The organism is Mycobacterium sp. 852013-51886_SCH5428379, from assembly GCF_001665575.1.
Taxonomy (GTDB): domain Bacteria; phylum Actinomycetota; class Actinomycetes; order Mycobacteriales; family Mycobacteriaceae; genus Mycobacterium.
In genome coordinates this window covers 18,024-43,817 of the sequence record NZ_LZSU01000029.1, presented here as the reverse complement: position 1 = coordinate 43,817, position 25,794 = coordinate 18,024, and the positions used below count along the sequence as shown (strand labels likewise).

General features: G+C 69.4%; 27 protein-coding genes. 10 read left to right on the top strand and 17 right to left on the bottom strand.

What is annotated here, in order from left to right; translation table 11 throughout:
• Window positions 1–19 precede the first annotated feature (19 nt).
• Complete coding sequence (locus A5757_RS12220; RefSeq protein WP_066833809.1) at window positions 20–1,777, top strand: MFS transporter; 1,758 nt, start codon at window positions 20–22, stop codon at window positions 1,775–1,777.
• On the opposite strand, the gene A5757_RS12215 is transcribed toward A5757_RS12220, so the two are convergent.
• The 3 genes from A5757_RS12215 to A5757_RS12205 are packed head-to-tail and all read right to left on the bottom strand — an operon-like array spanning window position 1,726 to window position 4,041.
• Entirely contained in the window at window positions 1,726–2,547 is an 822-nt protein-coding gene (locus tag A5757_RS12215; protein WP_066833806.1) for an exodeoxyribonuclease III, read from the bottom strand. The two genes, A5757_RS12220 and A5757_RS12215, sit on opposite strands and share 52 nt — an antisense overlap.
• A 2-nt stretch (window positions 2,548–2,549) precedes the next feature.
• A complete protein-coding gene (locus A5757_RS12210; protein ID WP_066833802.1) occupies window positions 2,550–3,443 on the bottom strand; it encodes a GNAT family N-acetyltransferase in 894 nt (297 codons plus the stop codon).
• Window positions 3,444–3,447: 4 nt separating this feature from the next.
• Window positions 3,448–4,041 carry a peptide deformylase gene (locus A5757_RS12205; RefSeq protein ID WP_066833799.1) on the bottom strand — a complete coding sequence of 198 codons (594 nt, stop codon included), beginning with the start codon at window positions 4,039–4,041 and terminating at the stop codon, window positions 3,448–3,450.
• A 146-nt stretch (window positions 4,042–4,187) separates the two neighbouring features.
• Between A5757_RS12205 and A5757_RS12200 the strand changes: the two genes are divergently transcribed.
• Genes A5757_RS12200 through A5757_RS12175 form a run of 6 tightly spaced genes read left to right on the top strand, consistent with a single transcriptional unit; the run spans window position 4,188 to window position 7,887 of the window.
• On the top strand, window positions 4,188–4,496 hold the full coding sequence (locus A5757_RS12200) for a DUF3263 domain-containing protein (protein WP_066833796.1): 309 nt from the start codon (window positions 4,188–4,190) through the stop codon (window positions 4,494–4,496).
• Between the two features lie 49 nt (window positions 4,497–4,545).
• Window positions 4,546–5,004: a LytR C-terminal domain-containing protein gene (locus A5757_RS12195; RefSeq protein WP_066834018.1), complete on the top strand. Its 459-nt coding sequence runs from the start codon at window positions 4,546–4,548 to the stop codon at window positions 5,002–5,004.
• Window positions 5,005–5,013: 9 nt separating this feature from the next.
• On the top strand, window positions 5,014–5,733 hold the full coding sequence (locus A5757_RS12190; protein ID WP_066833794.1) for a superoxide dismutase family protein: 720 nt from the start codon (window positions 5,014–5,016) through the stop codon (window positions 5,731–5,733).
• Entirely contained in the window at window positions 5,711–6,841 is a 1,131-nt protein-coding gene (locus A5757_RS12185) for a glutamate--cysteine ligase (RefSeq protein WP_066833791.1), read from the top strand. The genes A5757_RS12190 and A5757_RS12185 overlap by 23 nt, the downstream gene beginning before the upstream one ends.
• Window positions 6,842–6,850: 9 nt before the next feature.
• Window positions 6,851–7,255: a hypothetical protein gene (locus tag A5757_RS12180; RefSeq protein ID WP_231983965.1), complete on the top strand. Its 405-nt coding sequence runs from the start codon at window positions 6,851–6,853 to the stop codon at window positions 7,253–7,255.
• A gap of 2 nt (window positions 7,256–7,257) precedes the next feature.
• Window positions 7,258–7,887 carry an LON peptidase substrate-binding domain-containing protein gene (locus A5757_RS12175; protein WP_066833788.1) on the top strand — a complete coding sequence of 210 codons (630 nt, stop codon included), beginning with the start codon at window positions 7,258–7,260 and terminating at the stop codon, window positions 7,885–7,887.
• Window positions 7,888–8,090: 203 nt separating this feature from the next.
• Here A5757_RS12175 and A5757_RS12170 read toward each other — a convergent pair whose 3' ends face one another.
• The 13 genes from A5757_RS12170 to A5757_RS12110 all read right to left on the bottom strand — a co-directional run bounded on the left by A5757_RS12170 (window position 8,091) and on the right by A5757_RS12110 (window position 21,791).
• Window positions 8,091–8,840, bottom strand: coding sequence for an SAM-dependent methyltransferase (locus tag A5757_RS12170; protein ID WP_066833785.1), 750 nt, complete (start codon window positions 8,838–8,840; stop codon window positions 8,091–8,093).
• A complete protein-coding gene (gene mnhG, locus A5757_RS12165; RefSeq protein ID WP_066833782.1) occupies window positions 8,827–9,189 on the bottom strand; it encodes a monovalent cation/H(+) antiporter subunit G in 363 nt (120 codons plus the stop codon). The genes A5757_RS12170 and mnhG overlap by 14 nt, the downstream gene beginning before the upstream one ends.
• Window positions 9,186–9,473, bottom strand: a complete 288-nt coding sequence (locus A5757_RS12160) for a monovalent cation/H+ antiporter complex subunit F (protein WP_066833780.1) — start codon at window positions 9,471–9,473, stop codon at window positions 9,186–9,188. Before A5757_RS12160 ends, mnhG begins: the two co-directional genes overlap by 4 nt.
• Window positions 9,470–10,042, bottom strand: coding sequence for a Na+/H+ antiporter subunit E (locus A5757_RS12155; RefSeq protein ID WP_082929434.1), 573 nt, complete (start codon window positions 10,040–10,042; stop codon window positions 9,470–9,472). Before A5757_RS12155 ends, A5757_RS12160 begins: the two co-directional genes overlap by 4 nt.
• A 5-nt stretch (window positions 10,043–10,047) precedes the next feature.
• Window positions 10,048–11,646, bottom strand: coding sequence for a Na+/H+ antiporter subunit D (locus A5757_RS12150; RefSeq protein WP_066833773.1), 1,599 nt, complete (start codon window positions 11,644–11,646; stop codon window positions 10,048–10,050).
• Between the two features lie 31 nt (window positions 11,647–11,677).
• Window positions 11,678–12,151, bottom strand: a complete 474-nt coding sequence (locus tag A5757_RS12145) for a Na(+)/H(+) antiporter subunit C (RefSeq protein WP_066833770.1) — start codon at window positions 12,149–12,151, stop codon at window positions 11,678–11,680.
• Window positions 12,148–15,051 carry a Na+/H+ antiporter subunit A gene (locus tag A5757_RS12140; protein ID WP_066833767.1) on the bottom strand — a complete coding sequence of 968 codons (2,904 nt, stop codon included), beginning with the start codon at window positions 15,049–15,051 and terminating at the stop codon, window positions 12,148–12,150. The genes A5757_RS12145 and A5757_RS12140 overlap by 4 nt, the downstream gene beginning before the upstream one ends.
• Window positions 15,052–15,108: 57 nt before the next feature.
• Window positions 15,109–15,564 carry a DUF1707 domain-containing protein gene (locus A5757_RS12135; protein WP_066834012.1) on the bottom strand — a complete coding sequence of 152 codons (456 nt, stop codon included), beginning with the start codon at window positions 15,562–15,564 and terminating at the stop codon, window positions 15,109–15,111.
• A 171-nt stretch (window positions 15,565–15,735) separates the two neighbouring features.
• A complete protein-coding gene (locus A5757_RS12130) occupies window positions 15,736–17,982 on the bottom strand; it encodes an AAA family ATPase (protein ID WP_066833765.1) in 2,247 nt (748 codons plus the stop codon).
• 1 nt (window position 17,983) lies between these two features.
• Complete coding sequence (locus A5757_RS12125; protein WP_066833763.1) at window positions 17,984–18,802, bottom strand: phosphatidylcholine/phosphatidylserine synthase; 819 nt, start codon at window positions 18,800–18,802, stop codon at window positions 17,984–17,986.
• A gap of 17 nt (window positions 18,803–18,819) precedes the next feature.
• Window positions 18,820–19,527: a phosphatidylserine decarboxylase gene (locus tag A5757_RS12120; protein WP_066833760.1), complete on the bottom strand. Its 708-nt coding sequence runs from the start codon at window positions 19,525–19,527 to the stop codon at window positions 18,820–18,822.
• A gap of 36 nt (window positions 19,528–19,563) precedes the next feature.
• The gene (glp, locus tag A5757_RS12115; RefSeq protein WP_066833757.1) at window positions 19,564–20,877 is read right to left on the bottom strand and encodes a gephyrin-like molybdotransferase Glp; all 1,314 of its coding nucleotides are present in this window, start codon (window positions 20,875–20,877) and stop codon (window positions 19,564–19,566) included.
• 2 nt (window positions 20,878–20,879) lie between these two features.
• Entirely contained in the window at window positions 20,880–21,791 is a 912-nt protein-coding gene (locus A5757_RS12110; RefSeq protein ID WP_066833755.1) for an SDR family NAD(P)-dependent oxidoreductase, read from the bottom strand.
• Between the two features lie 17 nt (window positions 21,792–21,808).
• Here A5757_RS12110 and A5757_RS12105 point away from each other — a divergent pair, with 17 nt between their 5' ends.
• Genes A5757_RS12105 through A5757_RS12095 form a run of 3 tightly spaced genes read left to right on the top strand, consistent with a single transcriptional unit; the run spans window position 21,809 to window position 24,632 of the window.
• Window positions 21,809–22,315 carry a PH domain-containing protein gene (locus A5757_RS12105; protein ID WP_197497325.1) on the top strand — a complete coding sequence of 169 codons (507 nt, stop codon included), beginning with the start codon at window positions 21,809–21,811 and terminating at the stop codon, window positions 22,313–22,315.
• A gap of 32 nt (window positions 22,316–22,347) precedes the next feature.
• A complete protein-coding gene (locus A5757_RS12100; RefSeq protein ID WP_066834009.1) occupies window positions 22,348–23,772 on the top strand; it encodes a PH domain-containing protein in 1,425 nt (474 codons plus the stop codon).
• A 44-nt stretch (window positions 23,773–23,816) separates the two neighbouring features.
• Window positions 23,817–24,632 (top strand): HAD-IIA family hydrolase, encoded by an 816-nt coding sequence (locus A5757_RS12095; protein ID WP_066833751.1) that lies wholly within the window; start codon window positions 23,817–23,819, stop codon window positions 24,630–24,632.
• Between the two features lie 27 nt (window positions 24,633–24,659).
• Here A5757_RS12095 and A5757_RS12090 read toward each other — a convergent pair whose 3' ends face one another.
• Window positions 24,660–25,754 (bottom strand): helix-turn-helix transcriptional regulator, encoded by a 1,095-nt coding sequence (locus A5757_RS12090; protein WP_066833749.1) that lies wholly within the window; start codon window positions 25,752–25,754, stop codon window positions 24,660–24,662.
• Between the last annotated feature and the right edge of the window lie 40 nt (window positions 25,755–25,794).

Below are 25,794 nucleotides of genomic sequence, written 5' to 3'. Positions count from 1 at the left end.
ACACCGAAGAGAAGCCCACATGACGACTGAACTCGGAACCGCGCCGCCGGTCGACGAGACCACCCGCCGGCGCAGGCGCATGGACCACGACCACCCCTTCTACAAGTGGATCGTCCTGTCCAACACGACATTGGGCACGCTGCTGGCGACCGTCAACGCCTCGATCGTGCTGATCTCGCTGCCGGCGATCTTCCGCGGCATCGGGCTCAACCCACTCGCTCCCGGCAACGTCAGCTATCTGCTGTGGATGCTGATGGGCTACCTGGTGGTCACGGCCGTGCTGGTGGTGCCGTTCGGGCGGCTCGGCGACATGCTCGGCCGGGTCCGCATCTACAACCTGGGTTTCGCGGTGTTCACCGTGGCAGCCGTTGCGCTGTCCTTCGACCCGTTCAGCCTCGGGGGCGGCGCCGTGTGGCTGATCGGCTGGCGCGTTCTGCAGGGCGTCGGCGGAGCGATGCTGATGGCGTCGTCGTCGGCAATCCTGACCGACGCGTTCCCCGCCAGACAGCGCGGCATGGCGCTGGGCGTCAACATGGTGGCCGCCGTCGCCGGGTCCTTCCTGGGTCTGCTCATCGGCGGCTTCCTGTCCGAGTGGAACTGGAAGGCGATCTTCTGGGTGGGCGTGCCGATCGGCATCCTCGGCACCGTCTGGAGCTACCGCTCGCTGCGGGAGTTGGGCGTGCGGACACCGGGACGGATCGACTGGGCGGGCACGTTGACGTTTGGCGTCGGCCTGACCGTGCTGCTGATCGGCATCACCTACGGCATCCAGCCCTACGGCGACTCGACCACCGGCTGGACCAACCCGTGGGTGCTCGGCGGCATCGGATTCGGGGTGGCCCTGCTGGTCGCGTTCTGCTTCGTCGAACTGCACGTCGCCGCACCCATGGTCAACATCCGGCTGTTCCGGTCGGCGTCCTTCGGCATGGGCAACCTCGCCGGGCTGATGTCGTCGGTGGGCCGCGGCGGCCTGCAGTTCATGCTCATCATCTGGTTGCAGGGTATCTGGCTGCCGCTGCACGGCTACAGCTTCGAGTCGACGCCGCTGTGGGCGGGCATCTACATGCTGCCGATGACCGTCGGCTTCCTGATCGCCGGTCCGCTGGCCGGTTCGCTGTCCGACCGCTTCGGAGCGCGGCCGTTCACCGTCGGCGGCATGTTGCTGATGGCGGCGACGTTCGTCGCGCTGGTGCTGATCCCGGTCAACTTCGACTACTGGTTGTTCGCACTGCTGGTATTCCTCAACGGCCTGGGCGGCGGAATCTTCACCGCACCCAACACCGCGTCGATCATGTCGAGCGTCCCGCCCGCCGAACGCGGCGCCGCCTCCGGTGTGCGGGCGACGTTCTTCAACGCCGGCTCTTCGCTGTCCATCGGCGTGTTCTTCTCGTTGATGATTGTGGGCCTGGCGAACACGCTGCCCGGTGCGATGAGCAGCGGGTTGCAGGCCCAGGGCGTCGCCGCGTCGGTGGCCGACGACGTCGCCGGTCTGCCACCGGTCGGCAGCCTGTTCGCCGCGTTCCTGGGACACAACCCCATCGCCGAACTGCTCGAGCCGTCCCACGCGCTGCAGCAGCCCGGCGTCAACGCCGACGTGCTGACCGGCAAGACCTTCTTCCCCGAGCTGATCACCGGCCCGTTCCACTCCGGGCTGGTCGTGGTCTTCACCGCCGCCGCGGTGATGATGCTGCTGGGAGCGGTGGCGTCGCTGTTCAACCCCGGTCGTTACGCCGAGGACGAATCCGTTCCGTCGAGCTCGACCAGCACCGGCGCATGATCGCTGGCCCCTTTACCCTTGCGTTCCTCGCGGACGATCTCGGCGTGGGTCACCCGGTCGGCGAACGCCGGTGAGCCCAGGATGAAGTCGATGCGCATACCGCGACGCTTCTGGAACGCCAGGCGCGTGTAGTCCCAGTAGGTGTAGACGCCGGGGCCGGGGGCGAACGGACGAACCACATCCGCGTAGCCGGCGTCGACGATCGCGGCGAAGGCGTCGCGTTCCGCCGGCGTGACGTGGGTGCTGTCCTGATATGCCTCGACGCTCCAGACGTCGTCGTCGGTCGGGGCGATGTTCCAGTCTCCGACCATCGCGATCGGTGCCGACGGCTCCTCGGTCAACCAACGGTGTGCGGTATCACGCAGGGCAGCAAGCCATTCCAGCTTGTACCCATAGTGTGGCGAGCCGACGAAGCGGCCGTTTGGGATGTAGAGACTCCACACCCGCACCCCGCCGCAGGTGGCGCCGATCGCCCTCGCCTCCGCGGCCGCCTCCACGGTCTCGTCGGAACTCCACGTCGGTTGACCTTCGAAGCCGACCTGGACGTCCTCGATGCCGATGCGCGAGGCGATCGCCACGCCGTTCCACTGGTTGAACCCGCAGTGCACCACCTCGTAGCCGATCGCCTCGAACGGCATCGTGGGGAACTGCTCGGCCGAGCACTTGGTCTCCTGCATGGCGAGCACGTCGACGTCGCTGCGTTGCAGCCAGTCGGTGACCCGGTCCACCCGGGCGCGGATCGAGTTGACGTTCCAGGTGGCCAGCCGCATCGCTACAGGGTACGGGCGTCGATGTAGCGCTCCCGGTGCTGTGCGGTGAAGCCCATCGACTCGTAGAGCGCGAGGGCGCCGGTGTTGTCGGCCAGTACCTGGACGTAGGCCCGGGTGGCCGCTCGGGTGGCGGCCCACTTCAGCATCCCAGCGCACAATCGGCGGGCGTATCCGCTGCGGCGGTGGTCTTCTGCCACCCGCACGGCCGACAGGCCCGCCCACCGCACTCCGTCGTGCGCCGGGGTGACCGCCGCGCGGCCGACCGCCGCGTCGTCGATCCGGCCGAAGCAGACGTCGCCGTCCGCGACGGCGGTCAGGACCTCGACCGGCACGTCGCGTTCGTAGACCCGCAGCCACGTCGTATCGGGGCGGTCGAGCACGGTGATCGGTTCGGCGTCCTCGGCGGGCAGATCGCGGACCATGACAATGCTCTCGAGGTGCACCTCGACGCCGGCGGGCAGCCGGACGAGGCGGTCGGCGGTCGCGAGCCACGGCGTCAGCGCGCGGTCGGCATACCACTGGCGGATGGCGGGCAGTGCGGCGGTGCCGGCGTGGATATCCAGCGGCACAGCGGAATTGCCGCGGTGGGTGTGTCCGCCGGCGGCCCGGAGCAACCAGCCGTCCAGCCACTGGTGCTCGAGGCCCGGCCAGGCCATCGCGGCGGCGTGCTCGACCGCGCGGATCTGCGAGGCCTTCACCGGCGCGTCGGTCAGCACCCGCACGCTGACGACATCGGCGACCGGGACGTCGACCGTCTCACCGGTTCTCGTGCGGATGCGGACCACCGGTTCCCGCTCGACGACGTGGCCGACCACGTCGTTCAGGGGTGGGGTCGACCCAGCAGGCAGCCGGTAGCGCAGGCTCACCCGGGTGCCCGGACGAGGCAGGTCGGCCACCGCGTCAGTGCCCGAACGGGTCGGGGTCCTCGCCCGGCAGCCAGCTCAGGCCGGGCACGCCCCAGCCGTTGTGCTTGACCGTTTTCTTGGCCGCGCGGGCGTGCCGGCCGATGAGCCGATCGAGGTAGAGGAAACCGTCGAGGTGACCGGTCTCGTGCTGCAGCATGCGCGCGAACAGCCCGGTGCCCTCGAGGGTGATGGGGGTGCCGTCGGCGTCCAGGCCGGTCACCCGCGCCCAGTCGGCGCGCCCGGTGGGGAACTGCTCGCCGGGTACCGACAGACAGCCCTCTTCGTCGTCGTCGGGATCGGGCATGGTCTCGGGCACCTCGGAGGTCTCGAGAACCGGGTTGACCACGACGCCGCGGCGGCGGCTGGTGCGGCCGCGCGCATCGGCGCAGTCGTAGACGAACACGCGCTGGGAGACGCCGATCTGGTTGGCGGCCAACCCGACTCCGTTGGCGGCGTCCATCGTGTCGTAGAGATCTCGGATCAGGTCCGCCAGTTCCGGCGGTAATGCACCGTCGTCACCCACGGGAACCGGGGTGGTTGCGGTGTGCAGGACGGGATCTCCCACGATGCGAATCGGTACGACGGCCACGGGTGCAGCTTAAGTGAGCCGACGCGCCCGCATTGGTGACGCCTCATCTGTGCACGCCGTGATTGAATGAGCGCCGAACCACAGGGATGTAATTTCTCGGTTGAAACGAAATTGTCTGTGATCGTCGAAGGGGTCCGGGAAGCGATATGGACGGCGCCATGGCGCGGGCGGAGCAATCCGGAGACGACTCTGATCTGCCCGATGGGTTGACTCGCCGCGAATTCGACATCCTGGCCTTCGAACGGCAGTGGTGGAAGTACGCCGGCAGCAAGGAAGACGCCATCAAGGAGTTGTTCTCCATGTCGGCGACGCGGTACTACCAGGTGCTCAACGCACTGGTGGACCGGCCGGAGGCGCTGGCCGCGGACCCCATGCTGGTCAAGCGGCTGCGACGGCTGCGCGCCAGTAGGCAGAAGGCGCGCGCGGCGCGCCGATTGGGCTTCGAGGTCACCTGAGCCCGCGCGTCGTGCCGGGCTGCGGGGTCCGCTCGATACAGTGGGCACGATGAATCAGCGAGAATCCTCCGGATTACCCCTGCGCGCCATCGTGATGGTGCTGCTGTTCCTCGGGGTCGTGTTCCTGCTGGTGGGGTTCCAGGCGCTGCGCGGCGGCGACACGCCGGCCGAGCAGACCACGGTCGCGACCACGACGACCACCACCCCGACGTCGGAGGCGCCGCCGGCCGAAGCGGCACGCCCCGAGGTGCGGGTGTTCAACATCTCGACCGTCGAAGGCGCCGCCGAGGGTGTGGCCACGCGCCTGCGCGACGACGGCTGGGACGTGACCGAGACCGGCAACCTCACGCTCGAGGGAGTCACCGCGACCACCGTGTACTTCAGCGACGCCCCGGGTGAACAGGAGGCCGCCGAGGACGTGGGCCGCCTGCTGGAAGCGCCGGTAGAGGCACGGGTTCCGGCGCTGGCCGAGCAGCCACCGGGCATCGTCGTGGCGGTCACCGGTTAGGCTCTGAGCATGCTCAAGCCCGGTCTCAAGCCTGCTGCCGTTGCCGCCCTGTTCGCCGCGCCCGCGTTCGCGTTGACCGCGTGCACCCCCAACGAGCCCGTCTCCTCCGAGCCGGGCACCACGCCGCCGGTGTGGACCGGGTCCCCGGCGCCCTCGACCGCGGCCGGCGAAGGTGGTGGCGAGGGTGAAAGCGGCCAGGCCGCGAGCGGTGAGAAGCTGAGCGCGGAACTGAAGTCGCCGGACGGAACGACGGTGGCGACCGCGGACTTCGACTTCAGCGGCGACTACGCCACCATCACGGTCAAGACCGTGGCGTCCGGCCAGCTCGAGCCCGGCTTCCATGGAATGCACATCCATTCGGTCGGCAAGTGTGAGGCCAACTCCACCCCGCCGACTGGTGGAGCCCCAGGCAACTTCCTTTCCGCAGGCGGGCATTTCAACGTCCCCGGCAAGACCGGACACCCGGCCAGCGGCGACCTGGTCTCGCTGCAGGTCCGCGAGGACGGGTCGGCGATGGTGGTGACGACGACCGACGCGTTCACCGCCGAGCAGCTGACCGACGGTCAGGGCACCGCGATCATGATCCACGCGAACGCCGACAACTTCGCCAACATCCCGCCGGAGCGCTACAACCAGGTCAACGGCACCCCGGGACCCGACCAGGAGACGATGGCCACCGGCGACGCCGGCGGACGGGTGGCGTGCGGTGTCATCGGTCCCGCCGAATAGCCGGATCGCGTTCGTCCGGTCACCCCGGCCCACCATCGGTGTCGAATGGGAGTTCGCCCTCGTCGATCCGGTGACCCGGCAGCTGAGCAACGAGGCCGGAACCGTCATCGCCGAGATCGGTGAGACCCCGCACGTCCACCAGGAGTTGCTGCGCAACACCGTCGAGATCGTCACCGGGGTCTGTGAGAACACCGGCGAGGCGATGGACGATCTGCACTCGACGCTGTCGACGGTGCGCGGGATCGTCCGTAACCGCGGGATGGAGTTGTTCTGCGCGGGCACCCACCCGTTCGCGAAGTGGTCGGTCGAGCAACTCACCGATGCGCCGCGCTACGCCGAGCTGATCAAGCGGACGCAGTGGTGGGGCCGGCAGATGCTGATCTGGGGCGTACACGTCCACGTCGGGATCTCGTCGGCGCACAAGGTGATGCCGATCATCTCCTCGCTGCTCAATCACTATCCGCATCTGCTGGCGCTGTCGGCGTCGTCGCCGTACTGGGACGGTGAGGACACCGGCTACGCGAGCAACCGGGCGATGATGTTCCAGCAGTTGCCGACGGCCGGTCTGCCGTTCCAGTTTCAGTCGTGGCCCGAGTTCGAACGGTTCGTCCACGATCAGAAGAAGACCGGGATCATCGATCACATGAACGAGATCCGTTGGGACATCAGGCCTTCGCCGCATCTCGGCACCATCGAGGTGCGGGTGTTCGACGGGGTGTCCAACCTCGCGGAGCTCGGTTCTCTCGTGGCACTGACCCACTGTCTGATCGTCGACCTCGACCGCCGGCTCGAAGCCGGCGAGGAGATGCCGGTGATGCCGCCGTGGCATGTCCAGGAGAACAAGTGGCGGGCGGCGCGGTACGGCTTGGACGCCGAGATCATCCTGGACGCGGACAGCAACGAGCGGCTGGTGACCGACGATCTCGACGAGCTGCTGACCCGGCTGCAACCGGTGGCTGTGTCGCTGGACTGCGCCGACGAGCTCGCCGGCGTTGCGGACATCTACCGGCACGGCGGCAGCTACCAGCGACAGCGCCGGGTGGCCGAGGAACACGACGGCGATCTACGCGCCGTCGTTGACGCCCTCGTGGCCGAGTTGGAGCTATAGGGTGGACTGATGGCCGTGCGCAGGTGGATGCTGACGGGCTGCGCGGCGGCCGCGGTGGTGGTCGCCGGGTGCACGAACGTCACCACGGGCACACCGATGGCCGATCCCGACCAGACCGGGCTGTCGACCACGACGAGCCGGCCGACCGTGCCGTCGTCGACGACGCGGGCCAGACCGCCGGATCCGACCCGGGCACCGGGGACGCCGCCGACCGGACTGGCCGCCACGGTGTGCGGCGAGTACCTCGACATGGACGAGGCCACGCAGCGTGAGGTGATCGCCGCGATCGGCGAGAACAACGAACTGGTGCGGCTCAATCCGGAACTGTGGGTCACGATGGCCGCGGCGATGTGCACGTTCGCGGATCCCTCGACCCCGGTCGGTGACGCCGTCATGGGCGGCGGCTTCAACTGACAATGGCTGCGACGCCGATGTTTCCGCTCGAGGTGGCGATGCTGCCCGGCGAGGAGCTGCCCCTGCGCATCTTCGAACCACGGTATGTCGCGCTCGTTGAGGACTGCCTCGCCCAGGAGGACCCCGCGTTCGGTGTGGTGCTGATCGAGGCGGGCCGCGAAGTCGGGGGCGGGGACCGACGGAGCAACGTCGGGGCATTGGCGCGGATCGTCGAGCACACGGATTACGGCATCGGTAGGTACCGGCTCAAATGCGTTCTCGGCGAGCGGATTCGCGTGCTGGAGTGGCTCGAGGACGCGCCGTACCCGCGCGCCGATGTCGAAGTATGGGACGACGAGCCGGCCGGTTCGATCGACACCGCATTGCTCGAGGACGTCGAGGACCGGATCTTCGCGCTGTACGAGCGGATCGCCACCGCCCGCAACGTCGAGATGCGCAGCCGCAGTGAGGTGATCGGACTGCGTGACTCCGATGCGGCCCGGTGGATCTACACGCTGGCCGCCCGATTCCCGATGGGCCAGGCCGATCGCTACGCCGTACTGTCGGCGCCGTCGGTGCCGGCGCGCTTGGACGCGTTGAGTGAAGCGGTGGACACGGTCACCGCGACGGTCACGTTCCAGCTCTCGGAGTGACACTGCCCCTGTTCGCCATAGACGATCGGGCCTCTCGATGACGGCCCGTTCAGCCGAACGTTGGTTCCTGCGCCCGGTTGCCATATGACGGTGACGGTCGCCCTGCTGCACGTCACGCTTGTTGCCCGAGATCGCCACCGAGGGTGACCGCTTGACCACTGGGTCGTCACCGCTCCCTGCGGACACGTCGCCGGCTCTGGGAATCACCTCTCGCGTTTGGCCTCCACGAACACGGTGTCGGGCACCGTGTCGACAGCGTCGTGCGCGCCGCAGCGGCCGTGCCGGGTCATCAGTTCCTGGGCGGTGGTGGTCTTGGCCTGCCAGCCGCGCTCGGCCAGCCAGCGGGTGACACCCATTCCCACCGCCTCGACCGCGAACCGGCTCGTGGGCGCACTCAATTCATGGATGCGATCGAACAGCAGATGCGGACCGTCCTCGACGTGGGGCAGCAGACCCTCGATCGCCCAGGCCGTCGGCTCGGCGGCGTCGAAACCCGCGTCGCGCAACGCGGTGTCCCACGCATCGGTGAGATCCGCGGGCACCGGCACATACCGATGCACCGAGGGGGTGTCGCCGCGAGCGGCGAGCGCGTCGGCCTTGAACCGGAGGACCGGGGGGTGGTCGATCTCGAAGATCGTCGTGTTGCTGATCCACGGCAGCCGCCATGCTCGCGCATCGAGTCCGGCGGCGACGATCACGACCTGCTCGATGCCGTGAGCTCCTGCGGCAATGAAGAATTCGTCGAAGTACTTCGTCCGCGAGGAGGTGTAGTTGGCGAAACCCTGGATCCGGTCGGTGGGTTCGCCGTCGGGAATCGTGCAGCCCCGTGCCTTGGCCGCATCGATGAACACCTCCGCGTACGGATCGTTGAACAGCGGGCAGTCGGCATGCGCCTCACTGCGCCTGGCGATCGCGACGGTCAGTGCGCCGGCGATGTCGTCAGGGCTCGTCATGGCCGCGGTGTTCCCGCTCCACCACGAACTCATGCATTTCGTCCTTGGTGAGCAGATCGTCGCGGATGTTCTGCTCGCGGTAGGCGAGCTGGCCGACCCGGTTGGCGATCACCGGGGCAGTGATGAGGGTGAACAGACCGGCGAGGATGAGCATGCCCACATCGACGTTGCCGCGCAGGCGGGTTGCCGCACCGGCCAGCACCAGTAGCAGTCCGAAGACCTGAGGCTTGGTTGCGGCGTGCATGCGCGAAAGGGTGTCCGGGAAGCGGACCACGCCGATCGCCGCGGTCAGCGCGAGGGTGGACCCGCCGAGGATGAGCACGGCGGCGATGGTGTCGGAGATGGTCATCGCGGCTTCCGTCCGCCGGCGGATCTGTCGGTGTCCGGCACGCGGAAACGCGCGACGCTGATGGACCCGACGAAGCTGATCAGTGCGAGTGCGGTGAGGCTGTAGGTCACCGTGGTGTCCAGGCTGAACGCCGCCCAGGTGCCGATCCCACACATCGTCACCGCTATCAGGGTGTCCAGCGCCACCAGACGGTCCAAGGTGCTCGGCCCGCTCAACAGGCGGTACATCGTGAACGCCGCGGCCGCACTGAGCATCACCCCGGCAGCGATCCATACCCAGGTCATGGCCGATCCGCCTCTCCGTCGGATTCGCCGGAATCCACCGCGGGCCGCCAGTCAGACTCCCGTTCGAATGCCGCGATGAGCAACCGCTCGAACTGCCCGATCTGTTTGTAGAACCGCGCCAGCGCCCGGTCCGAACCCACGTCGATGACGTGGATGTACATCATCCGGCGGGTCTGGTCGATCTCGAGCGCGATGGTGCCGGGAGTCAGGTTGACGATGTTCGCCGCCAGCGCCAGCACCAAGTCGGAGCGCACCGCGAAGTGCGCACGCAGCACGGCTGTGAGCGGCGGTGGCCCCGGCTTGATCGCCAGCCACGCCACCTGAGCGGACGAGATCACCAGGTAGTACGCCACGACGCCGACCAGCCGAAGCAGCGAGAGAATGTGCAGCCGTCCCTCGACCGGCACCGGCGGCAGCGGGAGCAGCACCGTGATGATCAACGCCACAACCAGCCCGCCGAGGATGTTGGCCGCCGAAACCGTCCCCCACAGCAGGGTCCAGACCAGAATCAGCCAGCACAGCACCCACAGTCGCAGCAGGATCCGCCGCATCGGCCATCGGTCACGCATGCTCGTCACGGGCGCTCACCCACCACCGCGGTGATGTACTGCCCCCGGTCGATCACCTCGTCTGCGGCGCGCTCGCTGTACGCGAAAATCGGTCCGGCCGCCACGGTGAGCGCGAGGCCGACGGCGATCAGCGCGCCGGTCGGCACCAGCATCCCGACAGGCATCCGGCCGACGCTGTCGCGGTCGGCGAACTCGACGTCCTCCCCGTCGTCGAGCAACGCGGCCGGCGCCCCCGCGGACAGATGGCCTTCCGGCGCGTCGGCGCGAGAGCGCCAGAACGCCTTCGTCCACACCCTGGCCACCACGAACAGCGTCAGCAGGCTGGTGACCACACCGCCGGCGACGAGGATCCACGCCAGGGCGGTGCCGTTCCCGGCGCCGGCTTCGAGCAGCGCCACCTTTCCGATGAAGCCCGAGAACGGTGGTATGCCACCCAGATTGAGCGCCGGGATCACGAAGACGAACGCCAGTAGGGGGCTGGCCGCCGCCAGGCCGCCGAGGCGTTGCAGCGTGGACGCCCCGGCCTGCCGCTCGATCAAACCGACCACCAGGAACAGTGTCGTCTGCACGAGAATGTGGTGGGCGACGTAGTAGATCGCGCCCGCCATGCCGAGGTCGTTGGACAGCGCGATTCCGAAGACCATGTAGCCGATGTGGCTGACGAGAGTGAACGACAGCAGACGTTTGATATCGCTCTGCGCGATGGCACCGAGAATCCCCACGATCATCGTCAGCAGCGCGGCCACCAGCAGTACGCCGTCGAGTGTCCCCCCGGGGAACAGCAGTGAATGGGCGCGGATGATCGCGTACACACCGACTTTGGTGAGCAGTCCGGCGAACACGGCGGTGACGGGTGCAGGCGCGGTGGGGTAGGAGTCCGGCAGCCAGGTCGACAGCGGGAACACCGCCGCCTTCACGCCGAACGCCACCAACAGCACGGCGAACAGCGCGGTCCGGGTGCCGGGCGATACGGAGTCCAGCCGCACCGCCAGCTCGGCGAGGTTCAGCGTGCCCGTGGCCGCGTAGACCAGCGCGATGCCCATCAGGAAGATCAGCGACGACACCATCGAGACCATTACGTAGGAGATCCCGGCCCGGACGCGTTCCTCGCTGGCGCCGATGGTCAGCAGTACGAAGCTCGCGGCCAGTAGCACCTCGAATCCGACGTACAGGTTGAACAGGTCGCCGGCGAGGAATGCGGTGCACACGCCCGCGGACAGCACGAGGTAGGTGGGCAGGAAGATCGACACCGGCTGGCGCTGATCGCCGTCCCGGATGCCCTGACCGATGGCGTATACGACCACCGCTAGCAGCACGATCGACGACACCACGAGCATCAGCGCCGACAGCCGGTCGACGACGAGAGTGATGCCCAGCGGGCCCATTCCCGGCACGGACTGACTCCAGCCGCCGACGTGCAACGCGAGCGTGCCGTCGCGGTCGGCCAGATACAGCAGCACCGAACAGACACCGACGACCGCGGTCAGCGCCACCTGGACGATGACCCGCTGCAGCACCGCACGCCGGCCGAGGAGCAGCGTCAGCGCCGCGGCGATGGTGGGGATGAGGACGGGAAGGGGGATCAGGATCGTCGCGAGGCTCATGGGCGATCCGCCTTCGCTTCTCGCTGGGCCCTCATCGGGACCCTTCCTGTCCCGGCAGCGCGTCCAGTTCGTCGGGCAGGTCGGTGTCCTTGGCTTGGTCGAACGCCTCGGGTCGGTCCTCGTCGACGGCGGGCGCATCTCTGCCCGCCAGTTCCGAGACCCGGGTGTCCTCGGGGTCGTTGCCGACGTTCTCTGCCGTCGTCAACCGGTAGGAGCGGTAGGTCAGCGCCAGCACGAACGCGGCGATGCCCATGCTGATGACGATCGCGGTGAGGATCATGCCCTGTGCCAACGGGTCCGCCGTCGTGGTCTCTCCGTTGCTGGTCCGGCCGCGGACCGGGGGATTCCCGGACGACCCGCCGACAGTGAGGATGAGCAGGTTGATCACGTTGCCGACCACCAGCAGGCCCAGCAGCATCCGGGTGAGGTTGCGTTCGAGCAGCAGGTAAACGCCGACGCTGGTGAGCCCGCCGATGAGCACGAGCGGAACGAGATACGTCGTCATCGGGTCCCCGTTCCCGCCGCCGCACGGCTGCGGGCAGCGGCCTCCTGGTCGAGCATCTCCTCGTCGACCCGCGCGCCGAGACTGCGCAGCACATCGAGCACCAGACCGACGACGACGAGATACACCCCCAGATCGAAGAAGAGCGCGGTGACGAACTTGACCGTCCCCAGTACGGGGACGTCGAACTCGATGACCGCCGAGGACAGCGCGGGCGCGCCGAGCAGGATCGAGGTCACCGCGGTGCCCGCGGACAGCCCGAGACCGGCGCCGAGGACCTTGCCCGCGTCCAGCGGCAGCGTCTCTCCGAGCTCGTAGCGACCACCCGCGAGGTAGCGCAGCACCAGCGCCAGACCCGCGGTCAGCCCGCCGGCGAAACCGCCGCCGGGCGTGTTGTGCCCGGCGAAGAAGAAGTACGCCGACAGCACCATGATCAGCGGGAAGATGATGCGCGTCGCAACCTCGAGGACCAGCGAGCGGTGGCGCGGATCGCGTAGTTCGCTACCACGCAGCCAGGTGATCTCGCCGACGGCGGGGCTGTTCGCGTACACGCGGCCGATGTCGGGCTGCCCCGCGTCGGACACCCGGGGCGCCGCGCCGAAGCGGCGGTTGCGGAACACCAGCGACGCGACGCCGGTCGCCGCCACGAGAAGCACCGAGATCTCACCCATCGTGTCCCAGGCGCGGATGTCGACGAGCAGCACGTTGACGGTGTTGGCGCCGTGGCCGCGGTAATAGGCGGCGTCGGGCAGCAGTTCGGCGATACCCGCGCCCTTGCGGGCGGCCATCGCGTAGGCGGTCAGCGTGGTCACGGTGGCGCCGACGGCCAGCGACAGCAGGACCCGGGGCAGCCGCTTGTGGGTGATGCTGGCCCGGTCGGCCTCGGCGGGCAGCGTGCGCAGGACGAGCACGAAGATCACCAGCACGAGCGTCTCGACGAGGAACTGGGTCAGGGCGAGATCAGGGGCTCCGTGTAGGGCGAAGATCGCTCCGCAGCCGTAACCGGTGACACCGACGAGCAGCACCGCGGCCAGTCGGTTGCGCATCACCGCGGCGCCGAGGGCGGCGGCCAGCATCAGCAGACCGACCACCACCTGCCACGGCTGATCCCACAGCTCCAGGTTCGGTCGGTCGCGCGCCCCGAAGGCCAGAGCCGCCATCGGCAGCACCACCAGCGTGGTGAGGATGACCGACTGGGTGGCGGGGATCGATCCGCGCTGGGTGGCCGCGGTCAGCCGCACCGACAGCAGGTCCAGGGCGCGGATCGTGGCGTCGTAGATCCGGTCGGCGTTGCCCAACGGGAGGTAGAGCACCCGCGCACGGCGCAACTTGGACCGTTCGAAGAAGGCGGCGGCGCCCAGGCCGAGCACGATCAGCGACAGCAGCAGCGGCAGGTTGAAGCCGTGCCACAGCGCCAGGTAGTAGTCGCCGTCGTCGCCGCTCACCGTGTCGGCGTATTCGTCGAGCACCGTGTCCAGCGGTGCGGGCCACAACCCGGAGAACAGCCCGGCCGCCGCGAGGACGGCGGGTGCGGCCATGAACGCCACCGTCGGCCGGTGCATCTGGGCCACCCGGACGCTGGGTTCGCGCAAGCCTTTGCGGGCGAATGCACCCCACAGGAACCGCAGGCTGTAGATGGTGGTGAAGACCGAGCCGGTCACGATGCCGACGAGGACGAAGGGTGCGAACGGGCCGAGCGCATCGCTGTGCAGCACGGTCTCGAAGTCGGCTTCCTTGGCGATGAACCCGAAGAACGGGGGCAGTGCGGCCATGCTCGCGGTGGCGCCGACCGCGATCACCAGCAGCGGCTTACATCGGTCTCCGAGCCAGGCGAGCCGGCGGATGTCGCGGGTGCCGGTGGTGTGGTCGATGATCCCGACGACCATGAACAGCGACGCCTTGAACATCGCGTGCGCGACGAGCATCGCCAACCCGGCGAGCATCATGTCGCTACCGCCGCTGCCCACCATGACCGTGATCAGGCCGAGCTGGCTGACCGTGCCGAAGGCCAGGATGAGCTTGAGGTCGTACTCACGTATCGCCCGCCAACCGGCCAGCAGCATCGTGCCCAGGCCGAGGGTGACGACCATCGGCCGCCACACCGGGTCGTCGGCGAAGCCGGGCGCCATGCGGGCGATCAGATACACGCCGGCTTTCACCATGGCCGCCGCATGCAGGTACGCGCTGACCGGCGTGGGGGCGGCCATCGCGCCGGGCAGCCAGAAGTGCAGCGGCACAATGGCCGATTTGGACAGCGCGCCGACGAGGATCAGCGCCACGCCGACCGCCGCCGCGACACCGCCGGGCGGTGCGGCGATCAGTTCGGAGAGCAGGAAGGTGCCGGCGAGGTTGCCCAGCACGATGATGCCGACGAGCATGGCCAGTCCGCCGAAGGTGGTGACCAGCAGCGCCTGCGTCGCGGCGCGTCTGCTGGTGGCGCGTTCGGCGTAGTGGCCGACGAGCAGGAACGACAACACCGTCGTCGTCTCCCAGAACACGTACAGCAGCAGCATGTTGTCGCTGGTCACCAGGCCGAACATCGCGCCGGAGAACGCGACGAGTTCGGCGGCGAAGCTGGGCAGGCGCTTCTCGATGTGCCCGTCGCGGTGGTGGAAATAGGTGCCGCAGTAGAACAGCACCAACGCGCCGATGGCGAGGACGAGCACGCTCATGATCGCGGCGAGGGTGTCGAACCGCAGATTGATGTCCATCGACAGCTCGGGCACCCAGGCGATGTCGACGGTGGGGGCCGGGCGGCTGGGGTCGGGCCAGTTCAGTCCGACCCAGATCAGCGACAGCAGCGGAACGAGCGCCAGAGGATAGAACGACTGGCGTCCCCATCTGGCCACGAGAAGTGGCGCCACGGCGGCGGCGACCGCGTGAGCGCACAGAATGGCCAGCAAGGCACTCCGATCTGATCGGTCGGGGTGTCAGCGTCAGCTGAATGGATTGAGCCCAGTCTACGTGGGCGGTCTGACGCGTCCCCCTGTGCATGGCTTCGCCCACGCGAAGCGGGCCGGAAGCGCATGGCTGACCAGTCCGATCCCGGCGCCGAGGATCGGCCAGATGGGCCAGAAATACCAGGCCCCGGATGTGAGGCCGACGGCCAGCCACACCGTGAGCACGATGACGACCATGACGAGGTAGCCGGTGAGATGCAGCTGCAGGCTGCGGCGTGCGGCGCGGCGGCGTGCGGCGTGACGTCTGGGGTCGTTGCGGCGTAGCGCGGAGACCGGCAGGTCGGCGGTCAGGGCACGCAGTTCGGCGGCGGTCTGCGCGGTGTAGGCCGCAGTGAGGCGCTGGTCGTATTCGGCCATCTCGAGATAGCCCTGCGCCAGGGCGAGTCCGAGCAGCGAGGCGGTCGACTGACGATCGTCGTCGCCGACGCGGACTGTAAGGGCATGGGGCGCGGTCATGGTGCCCTCCACATCTAGACGGTGGCTAGTTATGCCTCCACTGTGCGCCCTCATCTAGTCAGTGTCAAGATGCAGGGGGGTCGGTCGAAAGGTGCAAATGCCGTTGACTTTGCGCACAGATCGCTGAGATCGCGATTCCCGCGATCTCACTGCAAAGTCAACGGGGAGAAGTCAGCGGCCGGCGGCGAATGCCCGCAGTGACTCGACCTGCGCCGGATCCAACGACGGCCGCACGGTCCGGCGCGCGGCCTCGACGTCGGCCGCGGTCACGTCGGCGGCGTCGATCGACCGGCGCATCGCCGTCAGCGCCGCTTCGCGTAACAGCGCGACGCAGTCCGCCGCGCTGTAGCCGTCCAGGTCGGCGGCCATCGCGTCGAGGTCGACGGCCCGCTCGCCGTCGGAGGCCAGCGGGATCGATTTGCCTGCGGTGCGCAGGATTTCGCGGCGCGCGTCGACGTCGGGCGGTTCGACGAACACCAGCCGCTCGAGCCGGCCCGGCCGGAGCAGCGCCGGATCGATCAGATCGGGCCGGTTGGTGGCGCCCAGCACCACGACGTTGCGCAGCGGTTCGATGCCGTCGAGTTCGGTCAGCAGGGACGCCACCACGCGATCGGTGACCCCGGAGTCGAAGCTCTGACCGCGTCGCGGCGCCAACGCGTCGAGTTCGTCGAGGAAGACCAGCGACGGCGACGACTCCCGGGCCCGGCGGAACAGATCGCGCACCGCCTTCTCCGAAGAGCCGACCCACTTGTCCATCAGCTCGGCGCCCTTGACCGCGTGGACCGACAGCCGGCCGGTACTCGCCAACGCCCGGACCACGAACGTTTTCCCGCACCCCGGTGGGCCGTAGAGCAGCACTCCGCGTGGCGGTTCGATGCCCAGCCGCTCGAAGGTGTCGGGGTGCTGCAGCGGCCACAGCACCGACTCGGTCAGCGCCTGCTTGGTCTCGACCATGTCGCCGACGTCCTCGAGGGTGACCGAGCCGACCGACAGTTCCTCGGTGGCCGACCGGGACAGCGGCCGGATGACGGTCAGCGCCCCGACGAGGTCCGTCTGCGAGAGGACCGGTTCGGTGCCGTCCGCGCTGGCCCGCGCGGCGGCTCGCAACGCGGCCTCGCGCACCAGTGCGCAGAGATCGGCAATGACGAATCCTGGTGTGCGTCCGGCGATCTCGTCGAGCTGCAGATCCCCGGCGGGGACGTCGCGCAGAAGCACCTCCAGCAGCGCCCGCCTGGTGGCGGCGTCCGGCAGTGTCAGCGCGAGTTCGCGGTCACACAGTTCGGGGCCGCGCAGCCGGGTGTCCACGCCGTCCGGCAGCCCTGTGGTCGCGACGAACGCGACGCCGGGAGTCCCGACCGCGGTACGCAGTTCGGTGAGGATCAGCGTCGCCACCGGTTCGACCGTCGCGGGCAGCAGCGCGTCGACGTCGGTGATCAGGAGGACCCCGCCCTCGTCGCGCACCATCGCCACCGCCGACGACACCCGGGCCAGCCGGTCCTCGGGACGCAGGGCGCCGACCTCCGGACCGTCGAGTTCGACCAGGCGCCGTTTCGCACACACCACCCGCACCAGCGTCGACTTGCCGACGCCGGCGGGACCGGAAACCAGCACGCCGAGATTCGGTGTGGCACCCAGGGTTTCGAGCAACTCCGGCTGATCCAGGGAGAGCTTGAGCCATTCGGCGAGCCGATCCGCCTGGGCGTGGCTGCCCTTCAGATCGTCGAAGGTGATCGCGGGCGGCTCGTCCGACGGCGCCGTGACCGTCGCCAGCCCCACGGAGTCATCCCGCCCGTCGGCGGACGACACCGAACGTCCGGGCGCCGAGGACAGTCCCTCGCCCCAGCCCACCGACGAGTTCGGCTGAACGCTGACGGTGCCGGCCGGGTCGACGCCGGTCACGGTCAGAAGTTCCGAGGTCCACGTGATGCCGACCGACGACGCCAGCGCGCTGGTGGCCGCCGACGTCGAGGTGCCCGGGCCGAGGTCACGGGGCAGCAACGAGACGGTGTCGCCGACGGTCATGACCTTGCCGAGTAGCGCCTGGCGCAGCGTCGCGGGGGAGATCGACTGCGTGGCCAGCCGCGACCCGGACAGAGTGACGGTCTTGGCGCCGTAGACGGTCACCGGCGCCACGATCACGCCGCTGTCCTCGCGCAGGCCGGCGTTGGACAGGGTGACGTCGTCGAGCAGTGCAGTTCCGGTCGGAGTCCCCGGAGGCGCCACCCCGACCACGGCGGCGGTGGTCCGGGAACCGGTCAGCGACACCGCATCCCATTCGCGGATGCCCAGCGCCGCGATCACCTCGGGATGCAGCCGCACCACACCGCGGCGGGAATCCAGCGCCGAGGTGTTCAGGCGTGCGGTCAGCCGCAGGTGGGACAGCCCCCGTTCCCCGGCGAACGTCTCGACCTCGCTCATGTCAGCGTCCCGGTTTGCGCAGACCCAGGCGCGCCACCGAGCGGCGGTTCGGCTGTGCCCGCCGGGTGGCCCGGCGCGCCGCGCGCCGTGCGCTCGGCGCCGCATCCCAGGTCTCCGGTCTCGCAGCCACCCAGCGCTGGCTGCGGATCGTGAACGGGATGATGCACAGGTAGCCGATGATGACCAGCAGCACCAGGATGTACGGGAAGAGCAGCAGGCCCGCGGCGGCCAGCGCGACGACGATCAGCAGCAACGGTGCCGCGTTCGTCGGCACCGAGATGGACTTCGCCGCGATCGTCGGCACCCGGCTGATCAACAGGGCCGAGTTCGCCACCAGCCACAGGCAGACGAACCACTGTGAGGTCCACCAGCCGTGGCCGAACTGCAGCATCGCCGCCAGCGGCCCGATCACGCCGACGGCGCCGCACGGCGCCGGCATACCGGTGAAGAACTCGCGGGTGTAGGCGGGTTTGTCCGGATCGTCGAGCAGCGCGTTGAACCGGGCCAGCCGCAGCACGATGCAGACCGCGTACAGCAGCACGAACATCCACCCGACCGGTGACGTCGGCAGCAGCGTCACGTACACCACCAACGCCGGTGCCACGCCGAAGTTGACGGCGTCGGCGAGCGAGTCGATCTCGGCGCCCATGCGCGACTGCGCGTCGAGGGCGCGCGCGATACCGCCGTCGATGCCGTCGAGGACGGCCGCGGCCCCGATCAGCGCCAGCGCGATGTGTGGGCGGTCGTCGAGGGCGAACTTGATCGACGTGAGACCCGCGCAGATCGCGAGCACCGTGGTCGCGCTCGGCAGGATCCGCATCGCTCTCGGGCGCCGGTTCACGGCAGCTCCGCCAGGATCGTCTCGCCCCCGACGGCGCGCTGGCCGGGGAGCACCGTGATGTCCGAACCCTCCGGCAGATATGTGTCCAGCCGCGACCCGAAGCGGATCAACCCGTACGTGTCGCCGATCTCGACGCGGTCCCCTACGGCGACGTCGCAGATGATGCGGCGTGCCAGCAGGCCGGCGATCTGCACGGCGATCACCTCGGCGCCGCCGGGCGTACGGATCACGACGCTGTTGCGTTCGTTGTCCTGGCTCGCCGCGGCGAGTTCCGCCGATCCGAACAGCCCGGGGCGGTGCGCGACGGCGACCACCTCACCGCTGATCGGGACGCGCTGAACATGCGCGTCGAACAGGGACAGGAAGATGCTGATGCGGGGTAGCGGCCGGGCGGGCAGGTTCAGTTCCGCCGGGGGGACCGCCTCCTCCACCAGACAGATCAGCCCGTCGGCCGGGGCGACGATCGCGCCGGGCCGGGTGGGTGGCACCCGTGGCGGATGCCGGAAGAACAGCGCGTTGGCGGCGGCGGCGGCGAGTCCGGTGTTCCGGAGCCAACGGTTGCGGCTGCCGACACCGGCGACAGCCAGGCCGGCGCCGATGAAGGGGAAACCGGCCGGGTGCACCGGCGGGATCGTGGTCTTCACCAGGGCCACGAACCGCTGTGGGCCGGTTTTGAGGTCGTCGTTGCTGGGGCGTCTGGCCATCGGGGTGGAGTCTACGTGCGGCAGGCCACCCGCGGATCAGCTCAGGTCCCAGATCCGCACCTGTGATCCGGCCGTCACCTCCGCGACGTCCTCGCCGATCTCGAGCAGGCAGTTGGCCGAGGCCAGCCACCTCAGGTGATGTGACGCCGGTGGTCCGTAACTGGTGACCTCGCCGCGGTCCGCGTCGTACACCCCCCGCCGGAACTGCCGTTTGCCGTGCGGTGAGGTGAGGTCCTCGATGAGCACCGCCGTCCGCCGGGGCCGGTCCGGCCGCGGGAAGCCCATCGCCGCACGCAACGCCGGCCGCACGAACACCTCGAACGACACCAGCGCGCTGACCGGATTGCCCGGCAGCGTGATGATCGGCGTCCCGCCGACCCGCCCCGCGCCCTGCGGCATCCCGGGCTGCATCGCGACCTTGACGAACTCGACCTCCCCGCCCCGGCCTGATGTCGCCGCCGGAGCGGCTCCGGTGCCTGATGTCGCCGCCGGAGCGGCTCCGGTGCCTGATGTCGCCGCCGGAGCGGCTCCGGTGCCCGATGTCGCCGCCGGAGCGGCTCCGAGCGTGTCCTTGACGACCTCGTACGCCCCCGCGCTCACACCACCGGTGGTGATGATCAGATCGGCACCGCCGGCGTGCCGGTTCAGGGTCTCGCGGAAGGCGTCGACGTCGTCGCCCGTCATGGTCGAGGCCACCACCTCGCCGCCGGCGTCGACGACCGCCGCGGCCAACATCACCGCGTTCGATTCGTAGATCTGCCCGGGCAGCAACGGCGTTCCGGGCGCGACGAGTTCGGTGCCGGTCGACATCACCAGCACGCGCTGCCTGCGGTGCACCGTGAGCGCCCCCAGTCCGAGTGCCGCGGCCAGACCCAGGGCGGCCGGGGTCAGCACCGTGCCGGCGCGCAGCACGGTCGTACCCGCCGTGACGTCCTCACCGGCACGGCGCAGGTGCTGACCGTCCCGGGCGGACCGCCGGATCGCGACGGTGTCGGTGGCGCCGTCGGTCGCCTCGACGGGGACGACGGCCGTCGCCCCGGCCGGCAGCGGCGCGCCGGTCATGATCCGGTGCGCCGTGCCCGGCTTCAGCGTCAGCGCATCGGTGCGCCCGGCCGGGATGTCCTCGGCGACCGGCAGCAGCACCGGGGTCTCGTCGGTCGCGGTGGTGACGTCGTCGGCGTACACCGCGTAGCCGTCCATCGCGGAGTTGTCGAAACCCGGAAGCGACAGCGGCGCGACGATGTCCTCGGCGAGCGCCAGGCCGAGCGTCTCGGCAATCGGCAGCTGCACCGGGGGGTGGGCTCGGATCAGGCCGGCGACGACCCGCTGGTGTTCTTCGACGCTGCGCATCGCTACACCGGGAAGGTGACGCCGGTGAGCTCCTCGGAGACCGCCCACAGCCTGCGCTGGGCCGCCTCGTCGTGCGAACGGCCGTTGGACTGTACGAGTTTCGGGTAACCCCGCTGCTCGTTGAGATCGCTGGGCCCGTAGTACTGACCGCCGCGCACCTGCGGGTCGGTCGCGGCTCGCAGCGTCGGCAGCGCACCCATCTCCGGTGTCTGCGAGATCAGTCCCCAGACGAGTTCGACCGGCTTGCGCGCCACCGGCCACAGGTTGCGGGTCAGTTCGGTGCTCGACGTCCCCGGATGCGCGGCAACGGCGATCGTGGGTGCGCCTTTGGCTGTCAGCCTGCGGTCGAGTTCATAGGTGAACAGCAGGTTCGACAGCTTCGACTGGCCGTAGGCGGTGACGCGGTTGTATTTGCGCTCGGACTGCAGGTCGTCGAAGTTCATGCCGCCGAAGCGGTGGGCGTTGCTGCTGATGGTCACCACGCGAGACCCCTCGACGGGCAGCAGGTTGTCGAGCAGCTGTCCGGTCAGCGCGAAGTGGCCGAGGTGGTTGGTGCCGAACTGCAGCTCGAAGCCGTCCTTGGTGGTGGCCTTGGGGGTCATCATGACGCCGGCGTTGTTGATCAGCAGGTCGATGCGGGGGTATTCGGCGCGCAAGTCGTCCGCGGCGCGCCGGATGCTGTCCAGCGAGGTCAGATCGAGTTCGCGCACGGTCACGTCGGCGTGGGGTGTCGCGGCGCGGATGCGTTCGGCCGCGCGGTGGCCCTTGTCGGTGTTGCGCACGGCGAGCACCACGTGGGCGCCCTTGGCGGCCAGCACCGCGGCCGCCTCGTATCCGATGCCGGTGTTGGCGCCGGTGATGACGGCGACCCGGTCCTCCTGGTCCGGCACATCGGCCGCAGTCCATTTGGTCATGCCGAAACCCTACTCAGATGGGCCATGCTCGAACCATGACCGTCGCACTGTCGGATCCCGTACACCGTCCCAGCCCGAAGGCCCCGCTCGTGTGGGCGATCTCGGCAGCGTTGCCGTGGGTGGTGGCCGTCGTGGCCCAGGGCGCCTGGTGGGTGATGACCCCGACCCCGGGATGGCTGCACGTGACGGCTGCGGTGGGCACGGTGTTCGGTGCGGTGCTGTCGGTGGGGGTCGCGCCGGTCTGGCGGTACCGCGTGCACCGCTGGGATCTCGACGACCGTGCCCTCTACACCCGCACCGGATGGCTGACGCAGGACCGCCGGATCGCACCGATCTCCCGGGTACAGACGGTCGACACCCACCGCGGTCCGCTCGACCGGCTGTTCGGGCTCGCCGACGTGACGGTGACGACGGCGTCGTCGGCCGGGGCGGTGCGGGTGATGGCGCTGGACGTCGACGTCGCCGACCGGCTGGTCGCCCGGCTGACCGACATCGCTGCCCTCGGCGAACAGGATGCGACGTGAGCGACGGCGACTGGTTGCGGTTGAGCCCGCGAATGCTGCTGGTCCATCCGATCCACGAGGTGCTGCGCCAGCTGCCGGTGCTGATCGGCACGGTGGCGCTGGGTTCGGCGACCGGCAATCCGCTGTGGGCGCTCGGTGCGCTGGCGGCCACGCTCGCGCTGGGTGTCGCACGCTGGTTCACCACCGCCTACCGCATCGGCGCCGACGAGGTGCAGCTGCGGGCCGGGGTGCTGCAACGCAAAGTATTGTCACTGCCGCGCAACAGGATCCGGTCGGTGTCCACCGATGCCCGGCTGCTCCACCGGCTGCTCGGCCTGACTGTGCTGCGGGTCAGCACCGGACAGGCGGCCGCGGGTGACGACGCCTTCGCCCTCGACGCGGTGCAGGCCGGTGAGGTGCCCAGACTGCGGGCGGTACTGCTGGCGGATTCACTGACCCCGGCCGCCGACACCGTCGCGCAGGGCGAGGTGCTGGCCCGCTGGCGACCGGCGTGGCTGCGCTACAGCCCGTTGAGTTTCACCGGTTTGACGATGATCCTCGCCGCGGCCGGCCTGCTCTACCAGGCCGGTGGTGCTGCGCTGCTGAGGAATTCGGGCCTGGCCGAGGGCGGCCGCGACGTTGCGGGACGCTACGGGGTGACGGCGATCGTCTTCATCGCCGTCGTCGCGGTGCTCATCGCATCAGTGGTGCTGTCGGTGCTCCGCTCGTTGCTGACCTACGGCGATCTGCTGTTGCGCCGCGACGTGTCGGAATCCGGTGGGGTGCTACATCTGCGGCACGGCCTACTGCGACAGCGCGAGCACACCTTCGATCTGCGCCGGTTGCGTGGCGGCACGCTGCGCGAACCGCTGCTTGTCCGTGCGTTCGGCGGAGCCCGGTTGGACGCGGTGATGACCGGTGTCGGTGGCGCGGGGGAAGCCTCGCTGCTGCTGCCGCCGTGTCCGGCCGACACTGCCCGAGATGTGTTGTCGGAGCTGATCGGTCGGCCCGAAGATGTCACCGGCCCGCTGCGCCGGCATGGGCCCGCCGCGGCGCGGCGGCGGTGGACCAGGGCACTGGCGGCACCCGCGTTCGGGCTGGTGGCACTGGTGGTCGCCGCGGTCGTGACAGGCGTCCCGGCGTGGGTGTGGCCGGTGTGGGTGGCGGTGACCGCGGTGTGTGCGCTGCTCGCTGCGGACCGGGTGCGGTCGCTGGGCCACCGCGTGGGCGACGGCTGGCTGGTGGCCCGGGCGGGCAGTGTGGAGCGGCGTCGCGACTGTATCGCCGGCGGAGGTGTCGTCGGTTGGACGGTGCGCCAGTCGTTCTTCCAGCGGCGGGCGGGTGTCGCGACGCTCATCGCGGCGACCGCCGCCGGTCAGAAGGCCTACCGGGTCCTCGACGTCCCGGAGGACGCGGCGTGGACGATCGCAGCCCAGGTGTCGCCGTGGCTGGGCGAGGTGGCTTGGGCCCGCGGGTGACCGGGCCCGAGTTGCGCGTGGGGACGGGCGGTTTAGTGTTGCCCATGGCTATCGGTGGAGTGCTCTTCGACATCGATGGTGTCCTGGTGACGTCGTGGCGGCCGATCCCCGGCGCGGCCGAGGTGCTCGACATGCTCGCCGAGCATCAGGTCGCTCGCTCCTATCTGACCAACACCACCACCCGGACCCGCAGGCAGATTGCCGATCTGCTCACCGAGGCCGGAATGCAGGTCAGTGCCGACGAGGTGATCACCGCGGCGGTGCTCACGGCCCAGTACGTGCGGGACCGCTACCCCGACGCCCGGTGCTTCCTGGTCAACAGTGGCCGCATCGGTGAGGACATGGCCGGCGTCGACCTCGTCTACTCCGACGACTACGGACCAGCGGACCGTCCCGAGACGCCGGATGTGGTGTTGCTGGGCGGCGCCGGACCCGAGTACGACCATGTGACGCTCAGCCGCGTCTACGATTGGATGGCACAGGGTGTGCCGGTGGTGGCGATGCACCGCAGCACGTCCTGGAAGACCGAGGACGGGTTGCGCATCGACACCGGCATGTATCTGATCGGGATGGAGGAGACCTCCGGACGCAAGGCGACGGCGGTCGGCAAGCCGGCGCCGGAGGGCTTTCTGGCCGCTGCCGGCCGGCTCGGCGTCGACCCCGACGAGATGTACATGGTGGGCGACGATCTGAACAACGATGTGCTGGCCGGCCAGGTGGTCGGGATGACCGGGGTGCTGGTGCGCACCGGGAAGTTCCGGCAGGACACCCTCGACCGGTGGGCCGCCGACGAATTCGCGATGCAACCCAACCACGTGATCGACTCGGTCGCCGACCTCCCGCGGATTCTCGGACTCTGAAAACCCCTTCTCGTCAACGGTTTCGGGTCAGGGTTCCAGTGCGAACAGCAGCCTGACGAGTTCGGCCTGCCGGTGGGTGCCGGTCTTGTCGAAGGCGCGCTGCACGTGGGTCTTGACCGTCGCCAGGGACAGCGACAGTTCCTCGGCGATGGGGGACAGACCTTGGCCGCGTGCCACCCGCACCGCCACGTCGGCCTCGGCGGGGGTCAGCCCGAACAACCGGCGCAGCATCAGCGCGTGCGGCATGCGGCGTTCTTCAGGATCGACCACCACCACGAGTGCCCGGGGCGCGCTGTCGTCCCGTAGACGTGAGGTGAACGGAAACACGTGCAGCACGAGCGCGCGCCCGGCGCCGCGGCGCGGGATCAGCAGCGAGGTGCCGCGGGCGCCGGTCTCGGCCAGCCCCAGCGCCTCGGTGATACCGCGCTGCAGATCCGCGTCGGCGGTGACGGTTTCGGCCCGCAGCCGGCCGCCGGTGACACCGAGACCGCGAGTTCCCGTAAGCATCGCCTCGGCGGTGCAATTGGCATGGACGACAACCGCTTCGGGACCGACCACCATGACCGCTGCGGGCATGCAGTCGATCGCGCCCGCGGCGTCGGCGGCCTCACGGCGGAGGTGCTGGAGGTGTGTCTGCGTGCGCAGCGCCTGCTGCAGATGGGGGATGAGCGCATTGACCAGTTCCACGCGTTCGGTGGTGGCGAACGGCTCGTCGCGTCCAGCCGCCGCGACGAGGAAGCAGGTGGGCATTGGGCCGTCGGTCAGCCGGACGAACAGCCCGTCGTCCATGTGATGGGGCTGCATCCAATCGCCGTTGAACTCCGAGCGGGGGTCGAGCTCGATGAGCGCCTTTCCGCTGTGCACCAGGCCCACGGGGCTGTGCTCGACGGCCTCGAGGACGTAGTCGACGCGGTAGTAGTGGGTCATGTAGGGCTGCAATGCCTCGGGCGGGATGCTCGCACACTTGACACTGCGCGTCGTACCCTCGGAGAGGATGAGCCCGCCGCCGGTGGCTTCACAGGCCCGGCCGACGTCGGCCATCGCCGCGACCCAGTGATCGGGCGTGACTGCGGCGTCGTGTATCGCCGACACCAGGCGGGAAAACTCGCCGACTGTGACCATCGCCGGATCCTCGTACGGAAAGGTCTCGCTCCGCCGCGCT

Bases quoted from the DNA above. Each gene is read 5' to 3' on its own strand.
- A5757_RS12220 (WP_066833809.1), top strand. From the start codon at position 20: ATGACGACTGAACTCGGAACCGCGCCGCCGGTCGACGAGACCACCCGC.
- A5757_RS12215 (WP_066833806.1), bottom strand. From the start codon at position 2,547: ATGCGGCTGGCCACCTGGAACGTCAACTCGATCCGCGCCCGGGTGGAC.
- A5757_RS12200 (WP_066833796.1), top strand. From the start codon at position 4,188: ATGGACGGCGCCATGGCGCGGGCGGAGCAATCCGGAGACGACTCTGAT.
- A5757_RS12195 (WP_066834018.1), top strand. From the start codon at position 4,546: ATGAATCAGCGAGAATCCTCCGGATTACCCCTGCGCGCCATCGTGATG.
- A5757_RS12190 (WP_066833794.1), top strand. From the start codon at position 5,014: ATGCTCAAGCCCGGTCTCAAGCCTGCTGCCGTTGCCGCCCTGTTCGCC.
- A5757_RS12180 (WP_231983965.1), top strand. From the start codon at position 6,851: ATGGCCGTGCGCAGGTGGATGCTGACGGGCTGCGCGGCGGCCGCGGTG.
- A5757_RS12175 (WP_066833788.1), top strand. From the start codon at position 7,258: ATGGCTGCGACGCCGATGTTTCCGCTCGAGGTGGCGATGCTGCCCGGC.
- A5757_RS12170 (WP_066833785.1), bottom strand. From the start codon at position 8,840: ATGACGAGCCCTGACGACATCGCCGGCGCACTGACCGTCGCGATCGCC.
- mnhG (WP_066833782.1), bottom strand. From the start codon at position 9,189: ATGACCATCTCCGACACCATCGCCGCCGTGCTCATCCTCGGCGGGTCC.
- A5757_RS12160 (WP_066833780.1), bottom strand. From the start codon at position 9,473: ATGACCTGGGTATGGATCGCTGCCGGGGTGATGCTCAGTGCGGCCGCG.
- A5757_RS12155 (WP_082929434.1), bottom strand. From the start codon at position 10,042: ATGCGTGACCGATGGCCGATGCGGCGGATCCTGCTGCGACTGTGGGTG.
- A5757_RS12150 (WP_066833773.1), bottom strand. From the start codon at position 11,646: ATGAGCCTCGCGACGATCCTGATCCCCCTTCCCGTCCTCATCCCCACC.
- A5757_RS12145 (WP_066833770.1), bottom strand. From the start codon at position 12,151: ATGACGACGTATCTCGTTCCGCTCGTGCTCATCGGCGGGCTCACCAGC.
- A5757_RS12135 (WP_066834012.1), bottom strand. From the start codon at position 15,564: ATGACCGCGCCCCATGCCCTTACAGTCCGCGTCGGCGACGACGATCGT.
- A5757_RS12130 (WP_066833765.1), bottom strand. From the start codon at position 17,982: ATGAGCGAGGTCGAGACGTTCGCCGGGGAACGGGGGCTGTCCCACCTG.
- A5757_RS12125 (WP_066833763.1), bottom strand. From the start codon at position 18,802: ATGCGGATCCTGCCGAGCGCGACCACGGTGCTCGCGATCTGCGCGGGT.
- A5757_RS12120 (WP_066833760.1), bottom strand. From the start codon at position 19,527: ATGGCCAGACGCCCCAGCAACGACGACCTCAAAACCGGCCCACAGCGG.
- glp (WP_066833757.1), bottom strand. From the start codon at position 20,877: ATGCGCAGCGTCGAAGAACACCAGCGGGTCGTCGCCGGCCTGATCCGA.
- A5757_RS12110 (WP_066833755.1), bottom strand. From the start codon at position 21,791: ATGACCAAATGGACTGCGGCCGATGTGCCGGACCAGGAGGACCGGGTC.
- A5757_RS12105 (WP_197497325.1), top strand. From the start codon at position 21,809: ATGGGCCATGCTCGAACCATGACCGTCGCACTGTCGGATCCCGTACAC.
- A5757_RS12100 (WP_066834009.1), top strand. From the start codon at position 22,348: ATGCTGCTGGTCCATCCGATCCACGAGGTGCTGCGCCAGCTGCCGGTG.
- A5757_RS12095 (WP_066833751.1), top strand. From the start codon at position 23,817: ATGGCTATCGGTGGAGTGCTCTTCGACATCGATGGTGTCCTGGTGACG.
- A5757_RS12090 (WP_066833749.1), bottom strand. From the start codon at position 25,754: ATGGTCACAGTCGGCGAGTTTTCCCGCCTGGTGTCGGCGATACACGAC.